Source organism: Rhizobium sp. PP-CC-3G-465 (assembly GCF_004343445.1).
GTDB lineage: Bacteria > Pseudomonadota > Alphaproteobacteria > Rhizobiales > Rhizobiaceae > Ferranicluibacter > Ferranicluibacter rubi.
In genome coordinates, this window is record NZ_SLYH01000024.1 from 1 (window position 1) to 19058 (window position 19058).

At 55.3% G+C, this 19058-nt stretch carries 13 protein-coding genes and 1 pseudogene; 8 read left to right on the forward strand and 6 right to left on the reverse strand.

The window, feature by feature from the left end; genetic code table 11:
- Positions 1-111: 111 nt before the first annotated feature.
- On the reverse strand, positions 112-366 hold the full coding sequence (locus tag C8J33_RS25595; RefSeq protein ID WP_132665819.1) for a hypothetical protein: 255 nt from the start codon (positions 364-366) through the stop codon (positions 112-114).
- Between the two features lie 181 nt (positions 367-547).
- On the opposite strand from C8J33_RS25595, the gene C8J33_RS25600 reads away from it, so the two are divergent.
- The 4 genes from C8J33_RS25600 (at position 548) to C8J33_RS25615 (ending at position 6110) form a co-directional block, all read left to right on the forward strand.
- Positions 548-1930 carry an FRG domain-containing protein gene (locus C8J33_RS25600; protein WP_245507293.1) on the forward strand — a complete coding sequence of 461 codons (1383 nt, stop codon included), beginning with the start codon at positions 548-550 and terminating at the stop codon, positions 1928-1930.
- Between the two features lie 324 nt (positions 1931-2254).
- On the forward strand, positions 2255-3619 hold the full coding sequence (locus tag C8J33_RS25605) for a serine/threonine protein kinase (protein ID WP_165929897.1): 1365 nt from the start codon (positions 2255-2257) through the stop codon (positions 3617-3619).
- A complete protein-coding gene (locus C8J33_RS25610; protein ID WP_132665808.1) occupies positions 3619-4770 on the forward strand; it encodes an ATP-binding domain-containing protein in 1152 nt (383 codons plus the stop codon). The genes C8J33_RS25605 and C8J33_RS25610 overlap by 1 nt, the downstream gene beginning before the upstream one ends.
- Entirely contained in the window at positions 4767-6110 is a 1344-nt protein-coding gene (locus C8J33_RS25615; protein WP_132665809.1) for a hypothetical protein, read from the forward strand. Before C8J33_RS25610 ends, C8J33_RS25615 begins: the two co-directional genes overlap by 4 nt.
- A 422-nt stretch (positions 6111-6532) precedes the next feature.
- On the opposite strand, the gene C8J33_RS25620 is transcribed toward C8J33_RS25615, so the two are convergent.
- The 3 genes from C8J33_RS25620 to C8J33_RS25630 all read right to left on the reverse strand — a co-directional run bounded on the left by C8J33_RS25620 (position 6533) and on the right by C8J33_RS25630 (position 9894).
- On the reverse strand, positions 6533-7630 hold the full coding sequence (locus C8J33_RS25620) for a hypothetical protein (RefSeq protein ID WP_132665810.1): 1098 nt from the start codon (positions 7628-7630) through the stop codon (positions 6533-6535).
- A gap of 3 nt (positions 7631-7633) precedes the next feature.
- Positions 7634-9010 (reverse strand): DNA cytosine methyltransferase, encoded by a 1377-nt coding sequence (locus C8J33_RS25625; protein ID WP_132665811.1) that lies wholly within the window; start codon positions 9008-9010, stop codon positions 7634-7636.
- A 167-nt stretch (positions 9011-9177) separates the two neighbouring features.
- The gene (locus tag C8J33_RS25630) at positions 9178-9894 is read right to left on the reverse strand and encodes a hypothetical protein (RefSeq protein WP_132665812.1); all 717 of its coding nucleotides are present in this window, start codon (positions 9892-9894) and stop codon (positions 9178-9180) included.
- A 506-nt stretch (positions 9895-10400) separates the two neighbouring features.
- Between C8J33_RS25630 and C8J33_RS25635 the strand changes: the two genes are divergently transcribed.
- The 4 genes from C8J33_RS25635 (at position 10401) to C8J33_RS25650 (ending at position 17679) form a co-directional block, all read left to right on the forward strand.
- Positions 10401-10631, forward strand: coding sequence for a hypothetical protein (locus C8J33_RS25635; protein WP_132665813.1), 231 nt, complete (start codon positions 10401-10403; stop codon positions 10629-10631).
- Positions 10632-10752: 121 nt separating this feature from the next.
- Positions 10753-11973, forward strand: coding sequence for an exonuclease subunit SbcD (sbcD, locus tag C8J33_RS25640; RefSeq protein ID WP_132665814.1), 1221 nt, complete (start codon positions 10753-10755; stop codon positions 11971-11973).
- Between the two features lie 17 nt (positions 11974-11990).
- Complete coding sequence (locus C8J33_RS25645) at positions 11991-15701, forward strand: AAA family ATPase (RefSeq protein ID WP_132665815.1); 3711 nt, start codon at positions 11991-11993, stop codon at positions 15699-15701.
- Positions 15702-16080: 379 nt separating this feature from the next.
- A complete protein-coding gene (locus tag C8J33_RS25650) occupies positions 16081-17679 on the forward strand; it encodes a hypothetical protein (RefSeq protein WP_132665816.1) in 1599 nt (532 codons plus the stop codon).
- Between the two features lie 335 nt (positions 17680-18014).
- Here the strand turns inward: C8J33_RS25650 and C8J33_RS25655 are convergent.
- Positions 18015-18182: pseudogene (locus C8J33_RS25655) on the reverse strand (SMC-Scp complex subunit ScpB); the annotation flags it as partial.
- Between the two features lie 31 nt (positions 18183-18213).
- A complete protein-coding gene (locus C8J33_RS25660) occupies positions 18214-18438 on the reverse strand; it encodes a hypothetical protein (RefSeq protein WP_132665817.1) in 225 nt (74 codons plus the stop codon).
- Between the last annotated feature and the right edge of the window lie 620 nt (positions 18439-19058).

Genomic DNA, 19058 nt, shown 5'->3' on the forward strand with positions numbered 1-19058 from the left:
GCCCGTATCGTGGAGCGCGCCCGCATGGCGGAGCTCACGCGGGATCACACGTTGAAGCAGCAGCTCAGCCGAACGAAGGGGCTTGGGTTGAGCCGGTAGGATCGCGAGCGGTCATGCGGTTCGGATAGGAAACATGTCCTCGCCATAGTGATGCAGGCGGGTGTGGTGACGGCGGCAGAGCCAGCGCACGTCGAGAGGGTCGTCGTACTGGTCGTGATGCGCGTCGACCGTGTCGATGCCGCAGACCTCGCAGGGTTGTTTGGCAAGATCGCCTGCCTTGACGGCTCGCTGCACGGCCAGGTGTGCATCGTATTTCGCCGGATTGGCCCGGCGCCAGTTTGCCTGACGGGTGTCGGTCTTCAGCACCAATGGTTCGTCTCCCGGCCGGCGACTACTAACCGGCTTCGTTGCAGAATAGCGAATAATCCGGGTGCCTGACCCAAACAAACCTAATGAGACTTTACAACTGTGGATCTATCTCCATCATCCCATTGTATGCGAGCTCACAAGAGGGCTACATGGGCTCAATTTATAAGGAAATCCGAACTTGTTCAACCTGCTGATGATGGGGAACGACAGCGACTGGGATGTTGCGCTAGGTAGCGTTAACGAAGCCTCATTCCCTCTGTCCCGATACCTCGAATACACTGAGGAGGCTATCGAGCAACGCTTGAAACCGATAACAGAAGAGGTTGTGACGTTTCTATCGCGATTAGAAACGATTTTCATGAGCGAACTCCAGATCGACCAGGAGGGGCGACAGTTTGTTAGAGCTAGACTTGGTCGAGTATGGAATATCCGTATTGTTGGAAAAGAAATAGTCTATAGATTCCGTATTGATCAGCATTTTGGCGAACATACGGTAACCGACAGGCAGGCTTTCGAAAACACCTTCTCCTTCGGCAAATGGGAGCTAAGTCGGACTCACTGGGCCGTAAAGGACAGCGACCTTCCTACAACGCTCGCTAGCGCCGGTCTCGTACTGCCGCCGTTTGCGGTCGACGTCCCGTCTCCCACGGAGCCGCAGCCGCTGGCAGGCCCATCGTTGCCTGACGATCAACCTGCTTTGCCAGTCATAGAAAGTTTGGTCGGCTTCATGAACTACGTGCTGAGTCTGCCGTTCGCTCCGGATGAAGAGATCTTCTATCGCGGTCATTCGGATAGGCTCTACAAGCTCATTCCGTCGCTTTTCCGCAAGAACGAGAATGGAGACTGGCGCTACAGGCACAAGGAAGAAACGATCGTTCGCGAGCTGCTTACAGCCCAGGCAACAGCGTTCTCTAGCGACGAATACATGCTAGACAAGCTGGTGCGGATGCAGCACTACGGCTTGCCTACAAGGCTGCTCGATGTGACGTCGAACCCTCTGGTGGCCCTTTATTTCTGCTGTGCCGACGACAAGCGCGACGAAAACGGCAGCGAGGTGGTCGGTGAAGTAATTGTCTTAACCACGAAGTCGTCCGACGTGCGTTTTTTCGATTCAGATACCGTTAGCTGTGTTGCTAATATATGCCTTCTGACCGATGTAGAGAAGGATAAGATGAAGCCATCCCAAGAACTGATCGCTTTTAACGAAACCTCAGAATGCAAAAAGCTCTTGCATTTTATTCGCCGGGAAAAGCCATATTTCGAGGACCGTATCGAGCCTGGTGACCTAGAAAGAATAATGTTCGTCCGCGGCCGGAACACGAACGAGCGGATTACTTCACAATCTGGTGCTTTTCTATTGTTCGGCAAGGATTCAGTGTTGCCTGAAACTGGCTTTAGCTCCCTCAACGTCCGGCGAATGACAATCAGAAACAAAGCCGAGATTTTGCGTGATCTTGCAAAGCTCAACATAAAATCGAGCACGATCTATCCGGGTATTGAGAAGACGACTGCGGAAATTGCCAAAAAGCATGAGCTGGCGGCTGGGCCACCGAGCCGCTGATGACGTAATGGTGGCAGTACGCATTGCATTTGCATTCAATGCATCTTCAATGCTTGTTATTTTGGCAAGAGCAGCCACGCTATACAGACGACTTCCGCTGCCTGTACCCGCCGCTCTGCGAGGATCGGGATGATACGGTCCTTCTTCCTTCACACGATCCGGCTCTAGTTGGAAAATAGGCCTTCCGTCACCACCGATTGAGAGGTCATAAAGGTGGTAGAAGACAATCATAGGATAAGAGAGAGTTGTCGGACTCGTGCTCTACGTGTAGACTGATCGTTGTCATATTTAAGTTTTAGCGGTGGGCCGTTGGGGTGGAGCAGAGTGGATTCAACTAAGGCTAAACAGTGGGAAGACCGCTTCAAAGGGAAGAAGATCGACAGGTGGACGGTCAAATTGCTGATCGACAATGGGAAGTCAGCCGCGGTATTTCTGGCAGAGGACGATGAAAGATCTGTAGCGCTCAAGCTATTCGACGACGAGCTTATTAAGCGCTACGGCGACGAATCGCAGATTGCAAGGATTGAGAGGGAGTTGACTCTTGTCGGCAAGGAGCACCCCAACATGGTTCGGATCCTTGGCGGAGGTGTCTTCGAGGACAACCACTTCATTGTCATGGAATTCCTCAACGGCCCGAGCCTTGCCAACTGCTTGGCCGACGTTCCAGAGGCCAAGGTGCCTGCACTTGTCGAGCAACTCGTTTCCGCTTGTGAATTCCTAGAGGCCCACGATCTCGCTCACCGTGATATCAAGCCGGCCAACATCGTAATCCTTGGGGATTACGAGCGCCTCGTGCTCCTTGACTTTGGCGTCCTAAAGCCGGTCGGCGATTCCGATGGCCCGACCGATTTTGACGGTCAACGAATCTTCATTGGGACACTGCAGTATAGTTCGCCGGAATTTTTACTCAGGGAAGAGTCGAACGACAAGAATGGCTGGAGGGCACTTGCCCTTTATCAGGTGGGAGCAGTTGTCCACGACTTGATAATGCGGCGCCCAATTTTTGGAGAGTTCTTGAATCCTTACGCGGCGCTTGTCAATGCGGTTCAGTTTGAACATCCAAGTATAGCTAGCGAAACCGCACCGTCGTTCCTCGTTGACGCTTGTCGTATGGCATTGGTCAAGGATCCAGAGAAGCGTTTGGAGGTCGTCAACTGGGACTCGTTCAGGGCACCGCCGGCACTTTCTGCTGCTGAAGAGGCGCGCAAGCGGGTTGGTCAGCGTGCACTATTTGCACAAATACAATCAGTTGGCCCGCCTGTAGACAAATCTGCCGACGAAGCGGAACTTTTGGACACTGTCATCGAAGGCCTGAAGATTGAGTTTCGTCGAATTAGGCAGGGCAACGCAACTCTTATCCCGCCTTTGGAGATTTCGCGGACCGCGCTGCATTCGAGGGAATTGGTCGTGAGAATGCAAGCCTCGTACATGCTCAATCTCGCGGTGGGACTGGTGATCGACGTCAAAGTAAAAATTATTGATGCAGACGCCCAAGCAATAGCGATTTTCGTGTCCGCAATGCCTGGCCAGGAAATCTCAGCGGATGCACCAGAAACTGAAGTGTTCCGAGGGCCTTATAGCTCAGGTGCTGTGGGTGATCGAATCGAAGCAGCAGTCTTCATCAGCCTGGACCACGCTCAACAGAACATCGATAGTCCGGTGAATCTCGACCAACTGGGAGTTATGTGATGGAAGCATCATGGTGGAAGGACCTCGGGCAACTTGACGAGGATCAAACAAAGGTAATATCTCTCGGTGATAATATAGACCATCTTGTAATTGGCCCTCCAGGCTGCGGGAAGACAAACCTGCTACTATTGAGAGCAGCATACCTACACAAGAAAGGCACGAAGAATATTAAGGTGCTCGCGTTTGGGCGTGTCCTGAAAGAGTTCATTTCCTCGGGTACAGCTCACTATCCTTTCGCACCCGACAAAGTCCAGACATTCATGCGGTGGGCGTACGAAGTGCTTGCCGCGAACGGTGTCTCCCTTGAGGAGGAAGACGAATTCGACAAGATCAGAGACGCAATGTTCGCCAGGCTGGCGGAAATCGCAGCTGAAGGAAAGTCGGAAAACATCTACGACGTTATTCTCCTTGATGAAGCGCAAGACTATTCCGCGGAGGAGGTGGAGATCGTACGTTCGTTCGGTGAACGGATCTTCGCGGTCGGCGACAACAACCAAGCGATCACTAATAAAACTGGAGCGTTGGAGAAGCTCGAGGCCCTTGGTTCTAAGAAGTCGCCGCTTCGGCATCACTACCGCAACGGAATCAAGATTTGCAGAGTTGCAGACGGCATCAAAAATATTCTCGAGCATCCAGATGGAATGGAAACTACATCAAACTACGATGAGGGCACTTATCCTTCTACAGTCGAGGCTATTGGAGGGCTTTCGATTGAGGAACAAGTGAAGGAGGCTTTGCCGCGAATAAAAACGCAGCTCCAAGCATACCCAGGTGAGATGATCGGTGTTCTTTGCCCTCGTGGAAAGGACCTTAAGGCCGTAGCGGCGACGCTCTTCGCCAGCAACTTGGCTAACGAAGTTCAGGTCCAGCGGGCCGGCGAGTATACGTCCATGGATGAGTCATTTCCTATTGTCGTGAGTACAGTTCAGGGCGCGAAGGGATTGGAGTTTCGGGCTGTGCACCTGATGGCTGCTGATAAGCTGAAAAACTTCGCTAAGCAGAGGAACCTGACCTACACTGCTGTGACACGAGCAAAAACGACTTTGGTCGTTTATCATGACACCGCGCTCGCGGGCTATCTTGAGAAGGGTCTCAGAGCCTGTGAAATCGTGAAGCCAGTGGAGCCAGATTTGAAGGATCTCTTTAAATGACTCTGATAACCGTTCGCACGCTAAGCCGCGAGCAGTTTGTGCATTGGATGTCGTTGGCCCTGGCGGGAGCGCCTGTGCAGCCTGAGGAAGGCTTGCGGTTCAACGCGAAAGATGGCGAGGTAATGCTCGCGTGGCCGGAGGGCATTACCGATGCACGACCGATAGTCTGCTTGGAACGTGGCAAGTTCCGCGACTTCTTTGCCTTCGTGTCGACTTACTTCGGCAACGTACAGCCTTACACAGCATATTTTAGGGTTCTGCCGTTGGAACTGCTAGAGAGCCTTAAACACGAGCGGGTTGCTTTCCCTAAAAGCTTGGAGGTCGCCAAGATTGCGGCTGGAGCGAGCATTGCGGAAGCGTGGCTTGGTGCAGCCAAGAACGGCGACCGTGCCACGAGTGTCGTTCCGCCAGTACGTTCGACGCTTTCCTCAGTACTTGGCCAGTGCGTGCTCGCCGGCTACGAGCCTGTTGCGCTGGACTGGGTGCTGAACGAGTGGCTACAGATACGATCGATAGGGCAGGACATCGCTGTTGGACCCTCTACCGAAGCATCAAGCAATGCGTGGCAGTATATTCATGCCGCGATATCACGAAATGGGCCCGGCCGGCTGCAAGGCGGGATCGTGGAGTTTCTTTCGGTCGCACTAGACGTCGGCACCATAAATGGTGAGGCGCTCCATTATGCAGCGCGGGCAACGGGCTCGGGCGTCGACCTGCGATCAATGCTGGTTGCCTCAAGGGAGGAGCGGGTAGGGCGCTTCAACAAGCTGCTATCAGAAATGAAGAGCCGCAGGCGGTTTGGAGTGGACGATGAGTTTCTGGCGGGCCTCATGCTCGCAATCGCCGGAAACGGATCCTTCGACATGTTAAGATCTGCAAGAGAATTTGAAGGCTGGCTCGATGGCGCGGCTACATGGTTTGGTGTGTGTGCTTCTCTGTTCGAAGAAAGTAACGTTCTCGGATATGCGCATTCAGTAGGTCGAAGGATGGTAAGAGATATACTGGTAGAGTCAGATTTATTCGGTATGGTGTCCGCCGACATCTCATCTACGGAGTTGCGATTCATCTCGTCCGGAAAGGCGGATTTATCTAGCGTTATAATTGGTGGCAGCGCATCCATCGATGTTGAAATCCTTCCCAATGTTGTAAGCCGGCTCGCGCTTCGGGGAACTGGACAAGCACAGCAGCGTGTTGAGGACTACGAAGTCATATCTGGCGCACTCGACGAGATTGTTCGACTTGCTGAACGAGCGAGGAAAATTTCGCGCCGTTCAACACGCGACGAGCAACCAATGTCGGATAGCAAAGGTAGGAGTAAGCGCCCAAATCGATTGATCTAGGGCCGATTGGGGCACTTGAAGTGGCAAGGGGTGGAAGTGTGAGATTTAAAGGTAATGCTCGAAGCGGTGAACGAGCGTACTTGCATTGCTTTCGAATTGTTAAATTCAGATTAAATCCCTCATAACTCCCGTTCTTCTCAAAGGGGACATTAGGGTAGCATCAAGATGACCCAATCCAGATCCGGCGGTGAAAAGTTTGGAGGCCGACAGGATGTTCTGCGGTCCGTGACATCGCTGAAAGCAACGCATCTAAATTTGCGGCAGAGTTGATTTTGCACTTCGGAAGCAATGCGGCGTCACATATGAACCGTAGGTATCGAGCAGAGGCCTCTAATAATACGGCCTGCAACGAACAGATAATGTTAGTCACCCTTAGTGTCACCAACGTGCCAAGCCTTGCACCGATCCTGGGTTCGCGGAAGTTATCGTTGACCAAGCAAGCGGTCGAACCAGCGTTCAAGGCTGATCAGCCGGCCGACCTCGATATGATGCAGGACGCGGCGTTGTGTCTCGGTCGACTGCTTATCACCGGCTGTTGCGCCACCATAACAGGCTTTCAGCGCATCCGTGTTGATGTGAACAACACAGTCAAACATCGGATGATTATTGTGGAGATTTTCGCAAGCGCGCATCAGTCGAGCGGGATCGAACTCATTGGTCACAAAGACATACTCGAATTTGCGGTTCTCCGATTGAGCACTGATGTACTCAGCGTACTCGGTGGGAAACTGCTTCTCGCGGTCAGCGCGCACGCTCCATTTCGCTGTTACCAAAGTGCGCATCGATGGGCTAATGATCGCGAGATCAACCTTGTTCTCTTTACTACCGATCTTGGCTCGGTTGAAACCAGGGATGTCGTATAACAGACTGCGTGTGAAGATTTGGTCGCTGGGCAGCTTGCAAGCACGCCGTACAGCCTGCGCCAGAACATCCTCGAAACCTTCACCCACGAGGTTTTTACGCTTATTCTGGACAGCCAAATATGAGCGAACGCGTTGCGTGAGAGTATGCCAGGTCATTTCTGGCGGTTCGCTGACTAGATAGGATTCGAGGGCATCACGGATTATAGCAGTTAATTCGGGATCGCTACCTGGCTCCGGGAAGTTTCGGTTCACGTAAGGCGTACGTTGCCGTGACGCGACTTCGGCGAGCTTCGCTTCGCGACGGAGAACAACTGCAGCAAGATCGGAACAGGCCTTGATGAACAGCCAATCGATCGATTCGGGCAGGGCGTCGGGTGCGACACCGAGCGCCGTGGCAAGCCAGTCATGGAAGGCAAGCGAGCGGGCATACCACGGTTTACCGGGTTGAGATTTGTCGCTTTCGTAACAATGAGCAAGCCCTGTGGTCGGGTCGAGCCAAAGCAAGAGCCGATAGACATGCGCCCAGGCATTGGCTGGCTTAACATCTGCTTCTACAATGTCTGAGAAGTAATGATCTATAAGTCTATTGCGGTTATCAGCCCCGAAAGCACGATCCGCCGCTTTGTTGCTTTGCGCAATACCGTCAATTTCAGTCATCGATCACCCTGCATCGGCGCGGAGCGCGTCTCGCTGCATGCAAGCATCTAACTCGGCTTTTAGCGAGATCGCGACATTTTTTGCGAGCAGAGGCGGAACAGCATTTCCAACCTGACGGTATCGAGAGTGCGAAGGGCCGCCACTATGACGCCCTGGAAGACCGCCTCGACGTGGATCGCTAGTGAAGACAAAGCGGTCCGGGAACGATTGAAGTCGCGCAAACTCCCGCACAGAAAGCGCGCGCGCCACCTCAAAATGATAGACCGAGTCTGCCTTGGTGTTGAGGGTCCACGCCCACGTTCCAGGATGGAGGCGTCGATAGGCATAGAAATGCTTGCGCGAAAGCTTGCCTGAACCATTATCTTGGCCCCAGCGCTGGCCGGTCAGGAAGCGCTCGAGAAGGTGCTCGTCAAGGTCGCGATGATTGCCTCCCTGGGGTATTCCCTCTAGCCGCATTCGCGTATCAAGATTTATGCGTGGGACTTGAACGTTGGTGACGACCTCGCCGGCCTCCTCGCGCATTAGGCGCTGATAGGCGCTAGACGGCGCGGGCAGCTCTGCCCAGGCTACTACATCGTCACGGTTGCCAATCGGGAGGCAAGCTAAATCAGAAAGCGCCTGATGCGCAGTCACCACGCTTAGATCGTCTGGATCGGACAGGGCCTTGCCGAGCTGCATGCTCGGCAAGTTCTGTTGTACAACCAGTTGGTAGCGCGGCCGCCAGTTACCTGTGAACCGTGCTAGTGTGATTGATCCAGTTGCACTCGTGCCAACCACCAGCGGCGGGGTCATGCCCATGCCGATGCGAACGCCAATAAACAATAAGCGCTTACGGGTCTGCGGTACACCAAAATCGGCGGCGTCGGCTATCTGCGCGATGACGTCATATGTCCCGTCTAGCGAGAGATCTGCAAGGATCTGTTCACGGATACCCATCTGGTCCATCCCAGTGACATTTTCCATGACAAACGCGAGCGGTTCTGCGTCGCGCAATGTCTCAACAAATTCCCGGTAGAGTGAATTTCGCGGGTCATCGATAACGCGGCTGTGGTTACGAACCTGTGAGAAGGCTTGGCAAGGTGGCCCGCCCACTAGTACCGTCGCGCAGCGCGCTGCTGTTCGGATGCGCTCGCCCACTTCTGGGGTACGAATATCACCTAGAATTGCCTCGGCTTCAGGGAAATTGGTGGCGTAAGTCGCCAGTGCGTCGGGGTCGTTGTCGGACCCTGCGCGCACGTTAAAGCCCGCCTGCCGGAAGCCATCCGACAAGCCACCTGCCCCGCAAAACAGGTCAACGACCGCAAAGCCATTACCAACGGTTTTGGCCCTGTCTGGCTTCCTCCGGCCCAGTAGCGATACCGCAGTGGTGACTTTCGTCATCGTAACCGTTCCCCTTTGGTTGCACCTAAGTCCCTACTGTGTTCGATAGCCATTGACTAGTCCTCCGCACAGTTTCACTGAGATGCCGGTGTGTTGGGTTCCGCCAAAGCCTCCCATGGCTTTTGATGCGTGATGCTGAGCTTCGCAAGCGGTAACCCGAAACGATGCTAACCTTCTCTTATGTCGTCCCAAGGCTCATACTCAATTTTGACAATCTGCAGTCGCGCGTTTTTCTCCTCAAGACGCCATCGGCGTTTCAAATAAAATTCCATCGACTGGCGAACCACTACCACCAGAAAATCACCCGAAAAACCATACTCTTTGCGCACCACCGCGGCCTGTTGAGCGGACAGTGCTGCGTGGGGACGTAGGATAATGCGAGCTTGCGTGCGCCACTCTTCATCCAAAGGCAAAGCTTGCTCCAGCTGGCGTTCGTCAAATGAACTCGACGGGCTAAAGCGGATCGGAAGATAGTCACGATAAGCTTGATGCTTGAAGCTGAATGCGCGGAGATGGACGTTCTCCCCATCCGATGTGAACCGAACCGGTGCCAGCCACTGTCCTTCGTCAGCACCTGTCGTCATCGACGTGTAGGAAACATGGATTGCTCTTCCCGCACTCATCACATTGTAAAGTCGCGCCACGATTGCTGCGTCGGCTCGACGAAATGGCTGCGGAACCGAAGCCGAGCCACTTTCGCCGTCTTCGGCATCCTCCAGAACCTCAAAGTCGGTGGTTAGGCTGGCCGTCATCAGCGACTGATGATTTGCGCGCGCAATGTACGCCTTCCGCACGGTGTCATAATCTGGCGGAACGGGAGCCAATTGCAGGTAGGTCCGGAAATCAATCGCCGCCTGAGCGCTGGATATTTGAAAGCGCTCCATAAGGTCCCGCCGATTTGCGGCACCTCGCCAAGTCAAGCACCGGTCAAGAAAAATCACGCGCTCGCGTTGGGCATACTTAAGGTCATTGATCGTCATAGGATTTAACTAGCTTGACTCTCTGCTTCGGTCCATTTAAAAATTATACGTATAGAAAATAGACGTATTGGAAGCGCCAATCACGGAGTTGTCACGATGGCCCATCGATGGAGCCCTAGGAAATCGCACACGCGGCGTCTTCGCGACGGAAAGACCACTTCAGTTCGCGGGACCCTCGTCCGCCATTCAACAGGTGAAACATCTAAAAGTGGCAGCTACCACCATCCCTGCCCTTATTGCGGAACGGAAGTCGTCAGCGTTCGCATGCCGAGAGGCGGGTGGGTTCATTTCGAAGCGAGGCAGGAGCTCAGGAGCACGAAACATTCGTGCCTACATCTCGGTGAAGGAATGAGCCGGCGCCGAGACGACCGCACACTGGATCTTTTCAACACAGAGAAATGAGGTCAAGCATGCCTGCTTATCGTGACTTTGACGGCGACTCTGGAGTCATTTTCTATCGCTATGGCGGGGACTGGATTGAAGTCGAGTTCCAGAGCGGAATTCAGCGCTACTACACTTACACTTATTCCAGCGCTGGGGCCGGGCATGTTGATCAGATGAAGCGCCTTGCGGATGCCGGTGATGGTTTGAACTCTTACATCAATAAAAACGTAGCCAAACGGTACGCTGCGAAGCGATAGTCCTGAATCAGTAGTTTTTGATCGAACCCTACTCGTTGTTATCGCTCAGAAATCCTGGAAATTTCCGCGTAGAGCTACTCCGCGACCACGAAGCAATCGAAAAAAGGCTTACAAAAACCCAATGCGTATCCTGCACACGGCTGACTGGCATATCGGCCAAACCCTGAACGGTTGGTCTCGTGAGTATGAACACGAGGCTTTTCTAGAATCTCTGTGTAGTGTGATTTTGACGGAACGCGTTGATGTATTGCTTATCGCAGGGGATGTATTTGACGGCATCAATCCGTCGGGGGAAGCACAGCGATTGCTTTATTCCGCCATCGCGGGTTTCTTGCGTGCAAATCCCAAGCTGCAAATCGTGATGACCGCTGGAAACCACGACCCAGCACAGCGGCTTGAGGCGCCTGAGGCGGTGTTGAAAGAGCTTGGCGTGCACGTTTTGGGCACATTGCGGCGCGGGGTCAGTGGTATGGACATTGACCGGCATGTCATCCCATTGAGTGACAGCACGGGCATGGTCCGTTTGCATGTACTGGCTGTGCCCTTCCTGCGTCAGGCTGACCTACCGGGGCTGCAATTGGGTGCGACCGGCGGGGCCGAACCCGTGGTCACCGCCGCAGTCCGCGCTTTGCACATGGCTATGTCGGATGCCGCCGAGGTTCGCGCCGCTGGATTGCCAATCATTGCCATGGGGCATCTGACTTGCGCCGGCGGTCTCGAATCCGAAGGGGCGGAGCGGCGTATCCTTATCGGCGGTGAACATGCAGTCCCCCCCGACATCTTCCCGCCCGCTCTATCATATGTCGCTCTTGGCCATTTACACCGACATCAATCGCTTGATGGTGGAAGGGTGCGTTATTCCGGTTCGCCCTTCCCGTTGTCGGCAACCGAAATTGGCTATGATCACGGCGTAACGCTGCTCGATCTCGATCATGGGTTTGAACCGCGGCATATCCCTCTACTCCGACCCGTACCAATACATCGCCTACCCAAAACCGGTGTCGCATCGCTGGCGGACGTCTCCTCTGCTCTGAGCAATCTGGATCTGTCGCCCGACACACCGCGCCATGCGCAACCGTTCGTTTATCTCTCGCTGATCGCCGACCGGCCGATAACCCAGATCGCCGCAGAAGCCGAAGCGCTTCTCGAAGCGCTTCCAGTTCGCCTTGCAGGCCTTTCGATCACCAAACCCGGGACAGTCACCGCACCTGAACTGCCACCGCCAAGCCTCTCCGACACATCCCCGGAAGATCTGTTTTTTAAGGCTTTCAACCAATCACACGGCGTCGATCCGGATCCAGCGCATCTGGCCGCCTTTCGCGATGCCCTGTCCGAAATCTGATACGGAATTTCTATCTCATGCGCATCCTCTCCATTTCCGGTCAGAACATTGCAAGCCTTGCCCAGCCGTTCGTTATCGACTTTACGGCAGAGCCGCTGGCGGGTGCTGGGCTTTTCGTGATCACCGGCGAGACGGGAGCGGGCAAATCGTCAATCCTGGATGCAATGTGCCTCGCGCTCTATGGCGACGCACCACGCCTTGCGGGATCTGCAAGCGACGAAGTGCCTGACCCGTCCGGCAAGAACATCAGGGCCAGAGATTCTCGCTCTGTCTTGCGCCGGGGTGCGGCGCAGGGTTGGGCCGAGGTTCGTTTCACGGCACGCGACGGCCAGGATTATATCGCTCGTTGGCAAGCGCGGCGTGCCCGCGATCGGGTCGATGGACAACTGCAGAACGTCTCGCGATCGCTGGCGCGCGCTTCTGACGGGAAGATCCTTGCCAGCCAGAGCACAATCGTCGCTGAACAAACTGTGGCGCTGACCGGCTTTTCATATGATGAGTTTCGCCGCACGGTCTTGCTCGCACAAGGCGATTTTGATGCCTTTCTTCGCGCCGACACCAATGATCGTGCCGGACTGTTGGAAAAAGTCACAGGTACTGGCCTCTACCGAGCGGTCTCCTCGCGCATTTTTGAGCGTACCGAAGCTGCTCGCCGGGTGCATTCGGCATTGGTGCAGCGGCGCGAGGGGCACAACATTCTGACGGATGAGAACCGTGCGGCACTGGAGGATGAACGGCTTTGCGCATCACAGGCCAATCAACTGGCAGGTGAGGAAACGAAGACCATTCAGGCCGGACTGGCCCGGCATGCTCGCCATACCGAAACGTCCCGGCAAGTCACCCTCGCCGAAGCCCAGCTCGAACAGGCGGTTACCCATCAAAGCAATTCCGATGCAGATCGCTCCAAGCTTGCGCGAATTGAGCTGGCGGGCCCGCTGCGCGCTGAGTGGCAGACAGTGCAAAACAGCAAAGCCCGATTAACACAGGTCACGGACCTGGCCGCGACGCAAAAAGTCCTGTCGGATGAGGCCGTGGCAAATGCCGATATACTAAAAGACGTGGCCAGCCAGGCGGAGGCAGAACACGCGGCGCAGGAAGATAGCTTTAAGCAGTTTGGCCCGCTTTGGGATCAGGCGGCCACGCTAGATAGCCGCATCGTCTCGGCCAAGTCGGAACTGGAGACTTCCCGCTCGCAAACCGAAATATTGGAGCAGGACGCATCAGACGCCCGACATGCATTTCAGGCCTTGCAACGGGAAGATGCCGAAACCAGCGAAACTCTGCGAGCGACCGAAGCCGAACTGGCCGGCCTTTCCCCAGATTGCACATTGGCGGATAGCTGGGCACACACCCGCCAGCACATTGCGGAGCACGCCGAAGCGCATTCCAGCCTGACAAAGGCAACGACGGACATTGCCACCCATGATGAGCAGATCCGGACATTAAACCTCGCACTGACCGAACTGACAACCAAGACACAGGCGGACATGCAGGAGGAAGCGAAACTTCATCAGGAAACGATCGAGCACACAGATAAGGTAAGAGCCACCGAGGCCAGCCATCCACCGGGCCGCGGAATGGAACATCAGACGCTCGCGACAGCCCTTGCCGATATGCGTCGCGCCGAACACGACCACAATCTTGCCCAGTCGGATGTTGCTGCAGCAGAGACAAGCGCTATTTTTGCAAGGGAAGCCATCGACGTCGCCAAAGCCGATGCTGCCTCTGCTGGTGAGGCAATGGCAAAGGCGAGCGCGCATGCCGCCGCCCTCAGCGCTCCCACCCAGCGCGCCGACATGGCGGTGTCCGAAGCTGCCCAACAACTCCGTCTGCGTCTTGAGCCTGGAATACCCTGCCCGGTCTGTGGTTCCACGGATCATCCCACACATGCCGATAGTGCTCTTGCGGATCTCGCCGCAAGCCTTCGTGCCGACCTTGTCGCTGCTCGAGCCGCTGTTGAGGTGGCGCGGGATAAGCAGGCGGCAGCCCAACGTGCGCAGGATGGCGCACAAAAAGAACTTGAGCTGGCCGGAAAAAATGCACAGACAGCAAATGCCAAAATCACGGCCGCATTGGCCGATTGGCAGGTAGCGCATGGCAGGGCCGCGAAAGTTCCCCAGTGCCCTTCCCTACCAAGTCAGATAGGCGAAGGCCTATCAGGGCTCGATTTTCTGCTGGCCGCGGCGGACGTCGCACGGAATGCAGAGGCTGAAGCTCAAACGGAACTGGCCGATCTTCGACAAAAACTTGTTGAAGTGTCGCGCATGCGCGAAGACCTGCGCAAGATCATTGCCGGCCATGCCACTGCCCGGGAAGACCTGACAGCCAAGCACGCAGTCGCCTCCAGCAGTCGCGCGCTCAGCCTGCGCGCAGCCGAAACTGCTGAGGTACAAGTTGCCCGCCATGCAAAAGCGATTTCGCCGCTGCTGGAGCGACTCGGCGAAACCTTGGGTGATCCCGAACTAACTGAGCGGCTGGAAAACCGGGTCTTAAAGATCACCGGGCTTCGCAAAACCCGCGACGCGACTGCCGGCGCGCTCATTTCACTCGCCCTCCTAATAGCAGCGGCTGAAAGCCGGGCGGATAATTCCTCCAAGAACCTCGATCTAGGCAAAGACGCGGTCACCGCACGTCTGAACGCATTACAAAGCTTGCAGGCAGAGCGTGTACCGCTATTGGGTGGCGAAGCCACATCGACCCATCGAACCCAGCACAACGAGGCGCGCAAAGCTGCGGCAACCGCGTTGGACGCCGCCCGTGAAGCCTTTGCAGCAGCCATGAATGTTTCGGCGGCCGCGCAGGCCAAGTCCGAAAGTACCGCTGATGAATTATCTGGCGCCAAAAAAACGCTTAAGACTGCAGAAGCGACGCTCGCGAGTGCATTGGCCCTTTCGGATTTGGTCCAGGATGATTTGGACCAAATATTTGCCCTCAAGGAAACAGAGATTGTCGCCCTGCGGCAACGTCTTCGTAAGCTTGACGATGACGTTATTTCGGCGCGCGCCGCGCTGGATTCGCGCCGGAAGGATCATTCCGAAGCGGAGGCGGCAGGCCTGCCGGAAGATCGGCCGGAGGAGCTGACAAACGCAATGTCCGCACTGGATGCAGCCATCCAAACACGGGCAGAACGCATCGGCGGAATCGACAGCGAACTCCAACGTGATATTGCGGCGCGAGATGCCCTTGCCGGGCTGGAAACGGAAATCAAACAGGCACAAACAGAGCTGGATGTGTGGGACGCGGTGAACTACGCAGCAGGTTCTCGCAGCGGGGACAAATTCGCCAGGGTGGCGCAATCCATAACGCTGGACGTTTTGGTCGATCACGCCAACCACCATCTAATCGACCTTAATCCACGTTACCGCCTGCGCCGCGCGGCTGACCTCGCATTGCAGGTAGAGGATCGCGATATGGGGGATGAAGCCCGTGCCACGCGCAGTCTCTCGGGCGGCGAGCGTTTTCTGTTGTCGCTGGCCCTTGCGCTCGCGCTTTCACGAATGGGAGGCAAGGGTGGCCTTGCATCGACATTGTTCATCGACGAGGGGTTCGGATCACTAGACACAGCCAGCCTGGACTTGGCGATAGATGCACTGGAAAGCCTCCAGTCGCAAGGCCGGCAGGTCGGTGTCATTAGCCACGTCGAAGCGATGAAGGAGCGTATCCTCACGCGTATCGTGGTGAACAAACAAGGGAGTGGGAAGAGCGCCATTGAAGTCTACCTGGCTTAGCACTTGACTGGCCGCCCTCCGCTTTGGCGCAAATACTTCGCATTGACGGGGTCCTCAATCTCAGTCGGACCGCGAGGCGTTTCGCTTATAAGATTCCCCACGCCCGAAAGGGTCAACTTTCCGCGCCGATTGACAGGATGAGCAATTTTCGACCAAATCTGCCGCCACAACGCGTTCGGTATTCGACGATGTCGACAAGTGACGGCGATGACCTAGAGCGGTAGGGGCGGTTCGCCCACTGGCGGATAGGTCGAGGTGCGCGCTATATGAGGTAGGAGCCCGCTGCCGACCACAGTCTGCGTCGTAACGACGTCTTTGCGCGGTAGAGCTAATCCATCTATCCCTGAGGCGGCCAGCAGTTTCAAGCGCAAGGAATCAAATGTCCGAGTCGTCTATCTCAGATCATATAGGCAGGATTGGCGAGTCATGGTTCGACCTTCTGGCCAATAAAGCCAAACTGCTTGCTGGCCGGATTGAACCGGACCGCTTAGGTAGGGATCGCATCGTGGAGTTTCCCTCTTCGGAAAGGGTGGAAACCGAGCCTTTCGACATGCGCCGTGCGCCCCTGGGGTGCTCGATCCAGATCAAGAGCATCCTGGCGACCAACGACCGGGTGGCATTGACGCTGTCAGTTGCTGAAAGGCTGGCCGGCGACAATCGTCCGACTTTCATCTGCATCCTGCGCGTGGAGGAGGGATCCGACGAAGTCCTCGATATGCATCTCGTTCATCTGCTGGACGGCAATCTCTCGCGGATCCTGAAGCGTCTTAGGCAAGAGTTCGCGGAGGGCACCAAAGCGCTGAACAAACCCGAGATAAGCTTCGGTATCGCAGCTGGTCGTAAGGTTGAGCTGACCCCGGACGGCCTGAAAACCGCACTGCGGGAGTTAATCGGCAAGGACATGAATGCCTATGGTGCAGAGAAGCTGCGCCAGCGCGAGACGGCGGGCTTCAAGGACAGCGAACGCTATTCGATGAGCGTCACGTTCGAGGAGATGACAACCAGCCATCTCATCGATGGGATGCTAGGGTTGAAGCAATTAGGGGTGAAGGACCTTCAAGGTTTCGAGGAGCGGTTCAAGATCAAGCTCCCCGGTGGGCTGCCTTTCCCTAAGGGTGCCGAGAATGTCGTCATGCAGATCTGTCCGACCCCGGTGGATGCGGGCATCATCTCTATCTCCAGCCCAACCCGTAATCGAACCGTAGAGCTGAACTGTGATCTCATCACGCCTGCCTTGCCTACGATACCAGTCGAAAGCATGAAAGTAATCGCTCGAACAAAGCTTCTCGACGCAGTCGTCAGCGTGGAGGACGGGGCGATCAAGTTGACCAACACGTTCGACGAATTGAGCGCGCACGATGTGGACGAATGGTGGAAGCTGTTCAGCTTTTGGGACGCAGTATTTACCCACGACGCCAAGCTGAGTCTGCTCTCGAATGCCGGCCATCACCTATTTTCGGGATCGCCTGGGAGCGCTGAAATGATGGAGGAGAGGCCGGCATACCTAGATCAGGTTGTTGCCGTCCTAGGCATGGCGCGTCAGCTCTTGGATGAAAGTCGTTCGCTTAATCGCCTAGTCAGCCTACGCGATGTCATGCTTTCCGCCAAATCGATCCAGCAGACGCACAGCTTCTTTTTCAATGCTGGTGAACTCGGCGCCTTTTCGTTTCCGATTGAGATCACCGACCAGGTGGAGGAAGGCGAATACGCCGGTCTCTACGTCTCCGTACTTCGCTTGGGAGACGACGTCTACGCCTATGCACTAAAGCTCGCGCTTGTGCTTGACGAAGTGAGTGGGGAGTTTGTGTTCCGGTCGACGAGCATGACCCCCTTGGACATCTCGTGGATCGAGAACGACGAAGCTGCCTTACAGACGTACGCTAAACGCATTGCTAAGCTGAGCGGTTCTCAGATTACCATCCTTCCGGTCTTCAGTGTGCCGGATGAAGCCAGCGTGCCATCGGTCGATCAAGAATAGCGCGGGAGGTGGACATGTCGCGAATCGGCGGAACTGTCATACTGCACAGCGTCAAAACAACGTTCTGTATGCCAACCCCCCATTACTCCCAGGAGGGTGTCCACTATTCAGTTGTGAGCTTCAGTGATCCTTTTGACCTGGGGAGTGCCCAAAGTTGACAGTCAACATTCCACCGCAAATTGTTAAATTCATTGCCCGGACTGCTGCGTCCGCATTTGGGACTCTGCGAACGCAGACCGAGTGACCGCAATGAGGGCGCAAAGCAGACGTCGTCGTCCAACTCGAGAGTGACGGCATCATAGAATGATTTCGTTGACCGAGAGTGAGCACTCCCATCACGCTCCGTTCACGTCGGCGTTTTCAACGCCATCTAACGGTAGGGCCACATCATTCTCCCGGCCCTGCATCAGCCCGGCGTCCACCAGCATCTCCACGTCTGGCAAGTCCTGCAGCGTCTCCAACCCAAAGGCTGAGAGGAAATGCCGGGTGGTCACGTAGGTGTAGCTTCAAGCGTGTCAGGAGTTGCCAAGAAACTCAGGAGTTTCTTGCCGCATTCGTAGGTTTTAATTTGCCTCTAGCATCTCGGCTGAACGCTACCTTCATAGCAAACTGACTGACGAAGACGACCGGCACGAAAATCCAGTTGGCTACTAACGGCCCAAATGAGGGAAAAAAAACGGCCGCTAACGCGATCAGGCCGTAGCTCGATAGAGCTGTTGTTGCAGCTTCGACTGCAAAACCACCTAGAATCTTGAGCATAAGGTCACTCCTAATGGTGTCTCGAAAATTTACATGAGATGCATCAGCCATGCAACTCTCAGGATACTTGCGACGGCCGCCAAGCTATGAGTTGCTTATAACTTGGATCGGTCCCTGCCTTGCCTCCATTGGACGAGGTAGCCAAAACCTGGACCGATCAGCGCTCCGCCAATAATCCAATGGATCAATGTTAGTGGCTTTTCGTCGGGATCATGCCCTGTCACATAAAGGAAGAGAAAAAACGCGACGACACCGGCGAACATGAGAGTGATCGGGAATAGTATGCTTTTACGGAAGCCTTGCGTCATAGGTCTCTCCTATCAGTTCATAGTCACGGAGTGGCTGGCCCTAGTCCTTTAAGAGGTTGGCTGCCACCACGAACGTAGACCACAGCCCGTCGCAAAAATCCCGCAGACCGTCCTAAAACTCTTCGGGTGAATGAAGTCCTGCCCTTTTCAGTGCCGGAACTCTACGGGTGAAGAGATTTTCCTGATTTCGATGTCCAAAGTGCCCGACAAGGCGCTAGTGAGCACTTTTGTACCCGTATTTTGCAACAGTGCACAGAATGGCACCTTTTCATGCCCTGACGGCGGTGATCAGACCCGCAACGCCGACAAGGG

What these genes read in the sequence shown, in the direction of transcription:
- C8J33_RS25650 (WP_132665816.1), top strand. Translation starts at nt 16,081, where the DNA reads ATGTCCGAGTCGTCTATCTCAGATCATATAGGCAGGATTGGCGAGTCA.
- C8J33_RS25630 (WP_132665812.1), bottom strand. Translation starts at nt 9,894, where the DNA reads ATGGAGCGCTTTCAAATATCCAGCGCTCAGGCGGCGATTGATTTCCGG.
- C8J33_RS25625 (WP_132665811.1), bottom strand. Translation starts at nt 9,010, where the DNA reads ATGACGAAAGTCACCACTGCGGTATCGCTACTGGGCCGGAGGAAGCCA.
- C8J33_RS25635 (WP_132665813.1), top strand. Translation starts at nt 10,401, where the DNA reads ATGCCTGCTTATCGTGACTTTGACGGCGACTCTGGAGTCATTTTCTAT.
- C8J33_RS25615 (WP_132665809.1), top strand. Translation starts at nt 4,767, where the DNA reads ATGACTCTGATAACCGTTCGCACGCTAAGCCGCGAGCAGTTTGTGCAT.
- C8J33_RS25645 (WP_132665815.1), top strand. Translation starts at nt 11,991, where the DNA reads ATGCGCATCCTCTCCATTTCCGGTCAGAACATTGCAAGCCTTGCCCAG.
- sbcD (WP_132665814.1), top strand. Translation starts at nt 10,753, where the DNA reads ATGCGTATCCTGCACACGGCTGACTGGCATATCGGCCAAACCCTGAAC.
- C8J33_RS25620 (WP_132665810.1), bottom strand. Translation starts at nt 7,630, where the DNA reads ATGACTGAAATTGACGGTATTGCGCAAAGCAACAAAGCGGCGGATCGT.
- C8J33_RS25660 (WP_132665817.1), bottom strand. Translation starts at nt 18,438, where the DNA reads ATGCTCAAGATTCTAGGTGGTTTTGCAGTCGAAGCTGCAACAACAGCT.
- C8J33_RS25610 (WP_132665808.1), top strand. Translation starts at nt 3,619, where the DNA reads ATGGAAGCATCATGGTGGAAGGACCTCGGGCAACTTGACGAGGATCAA.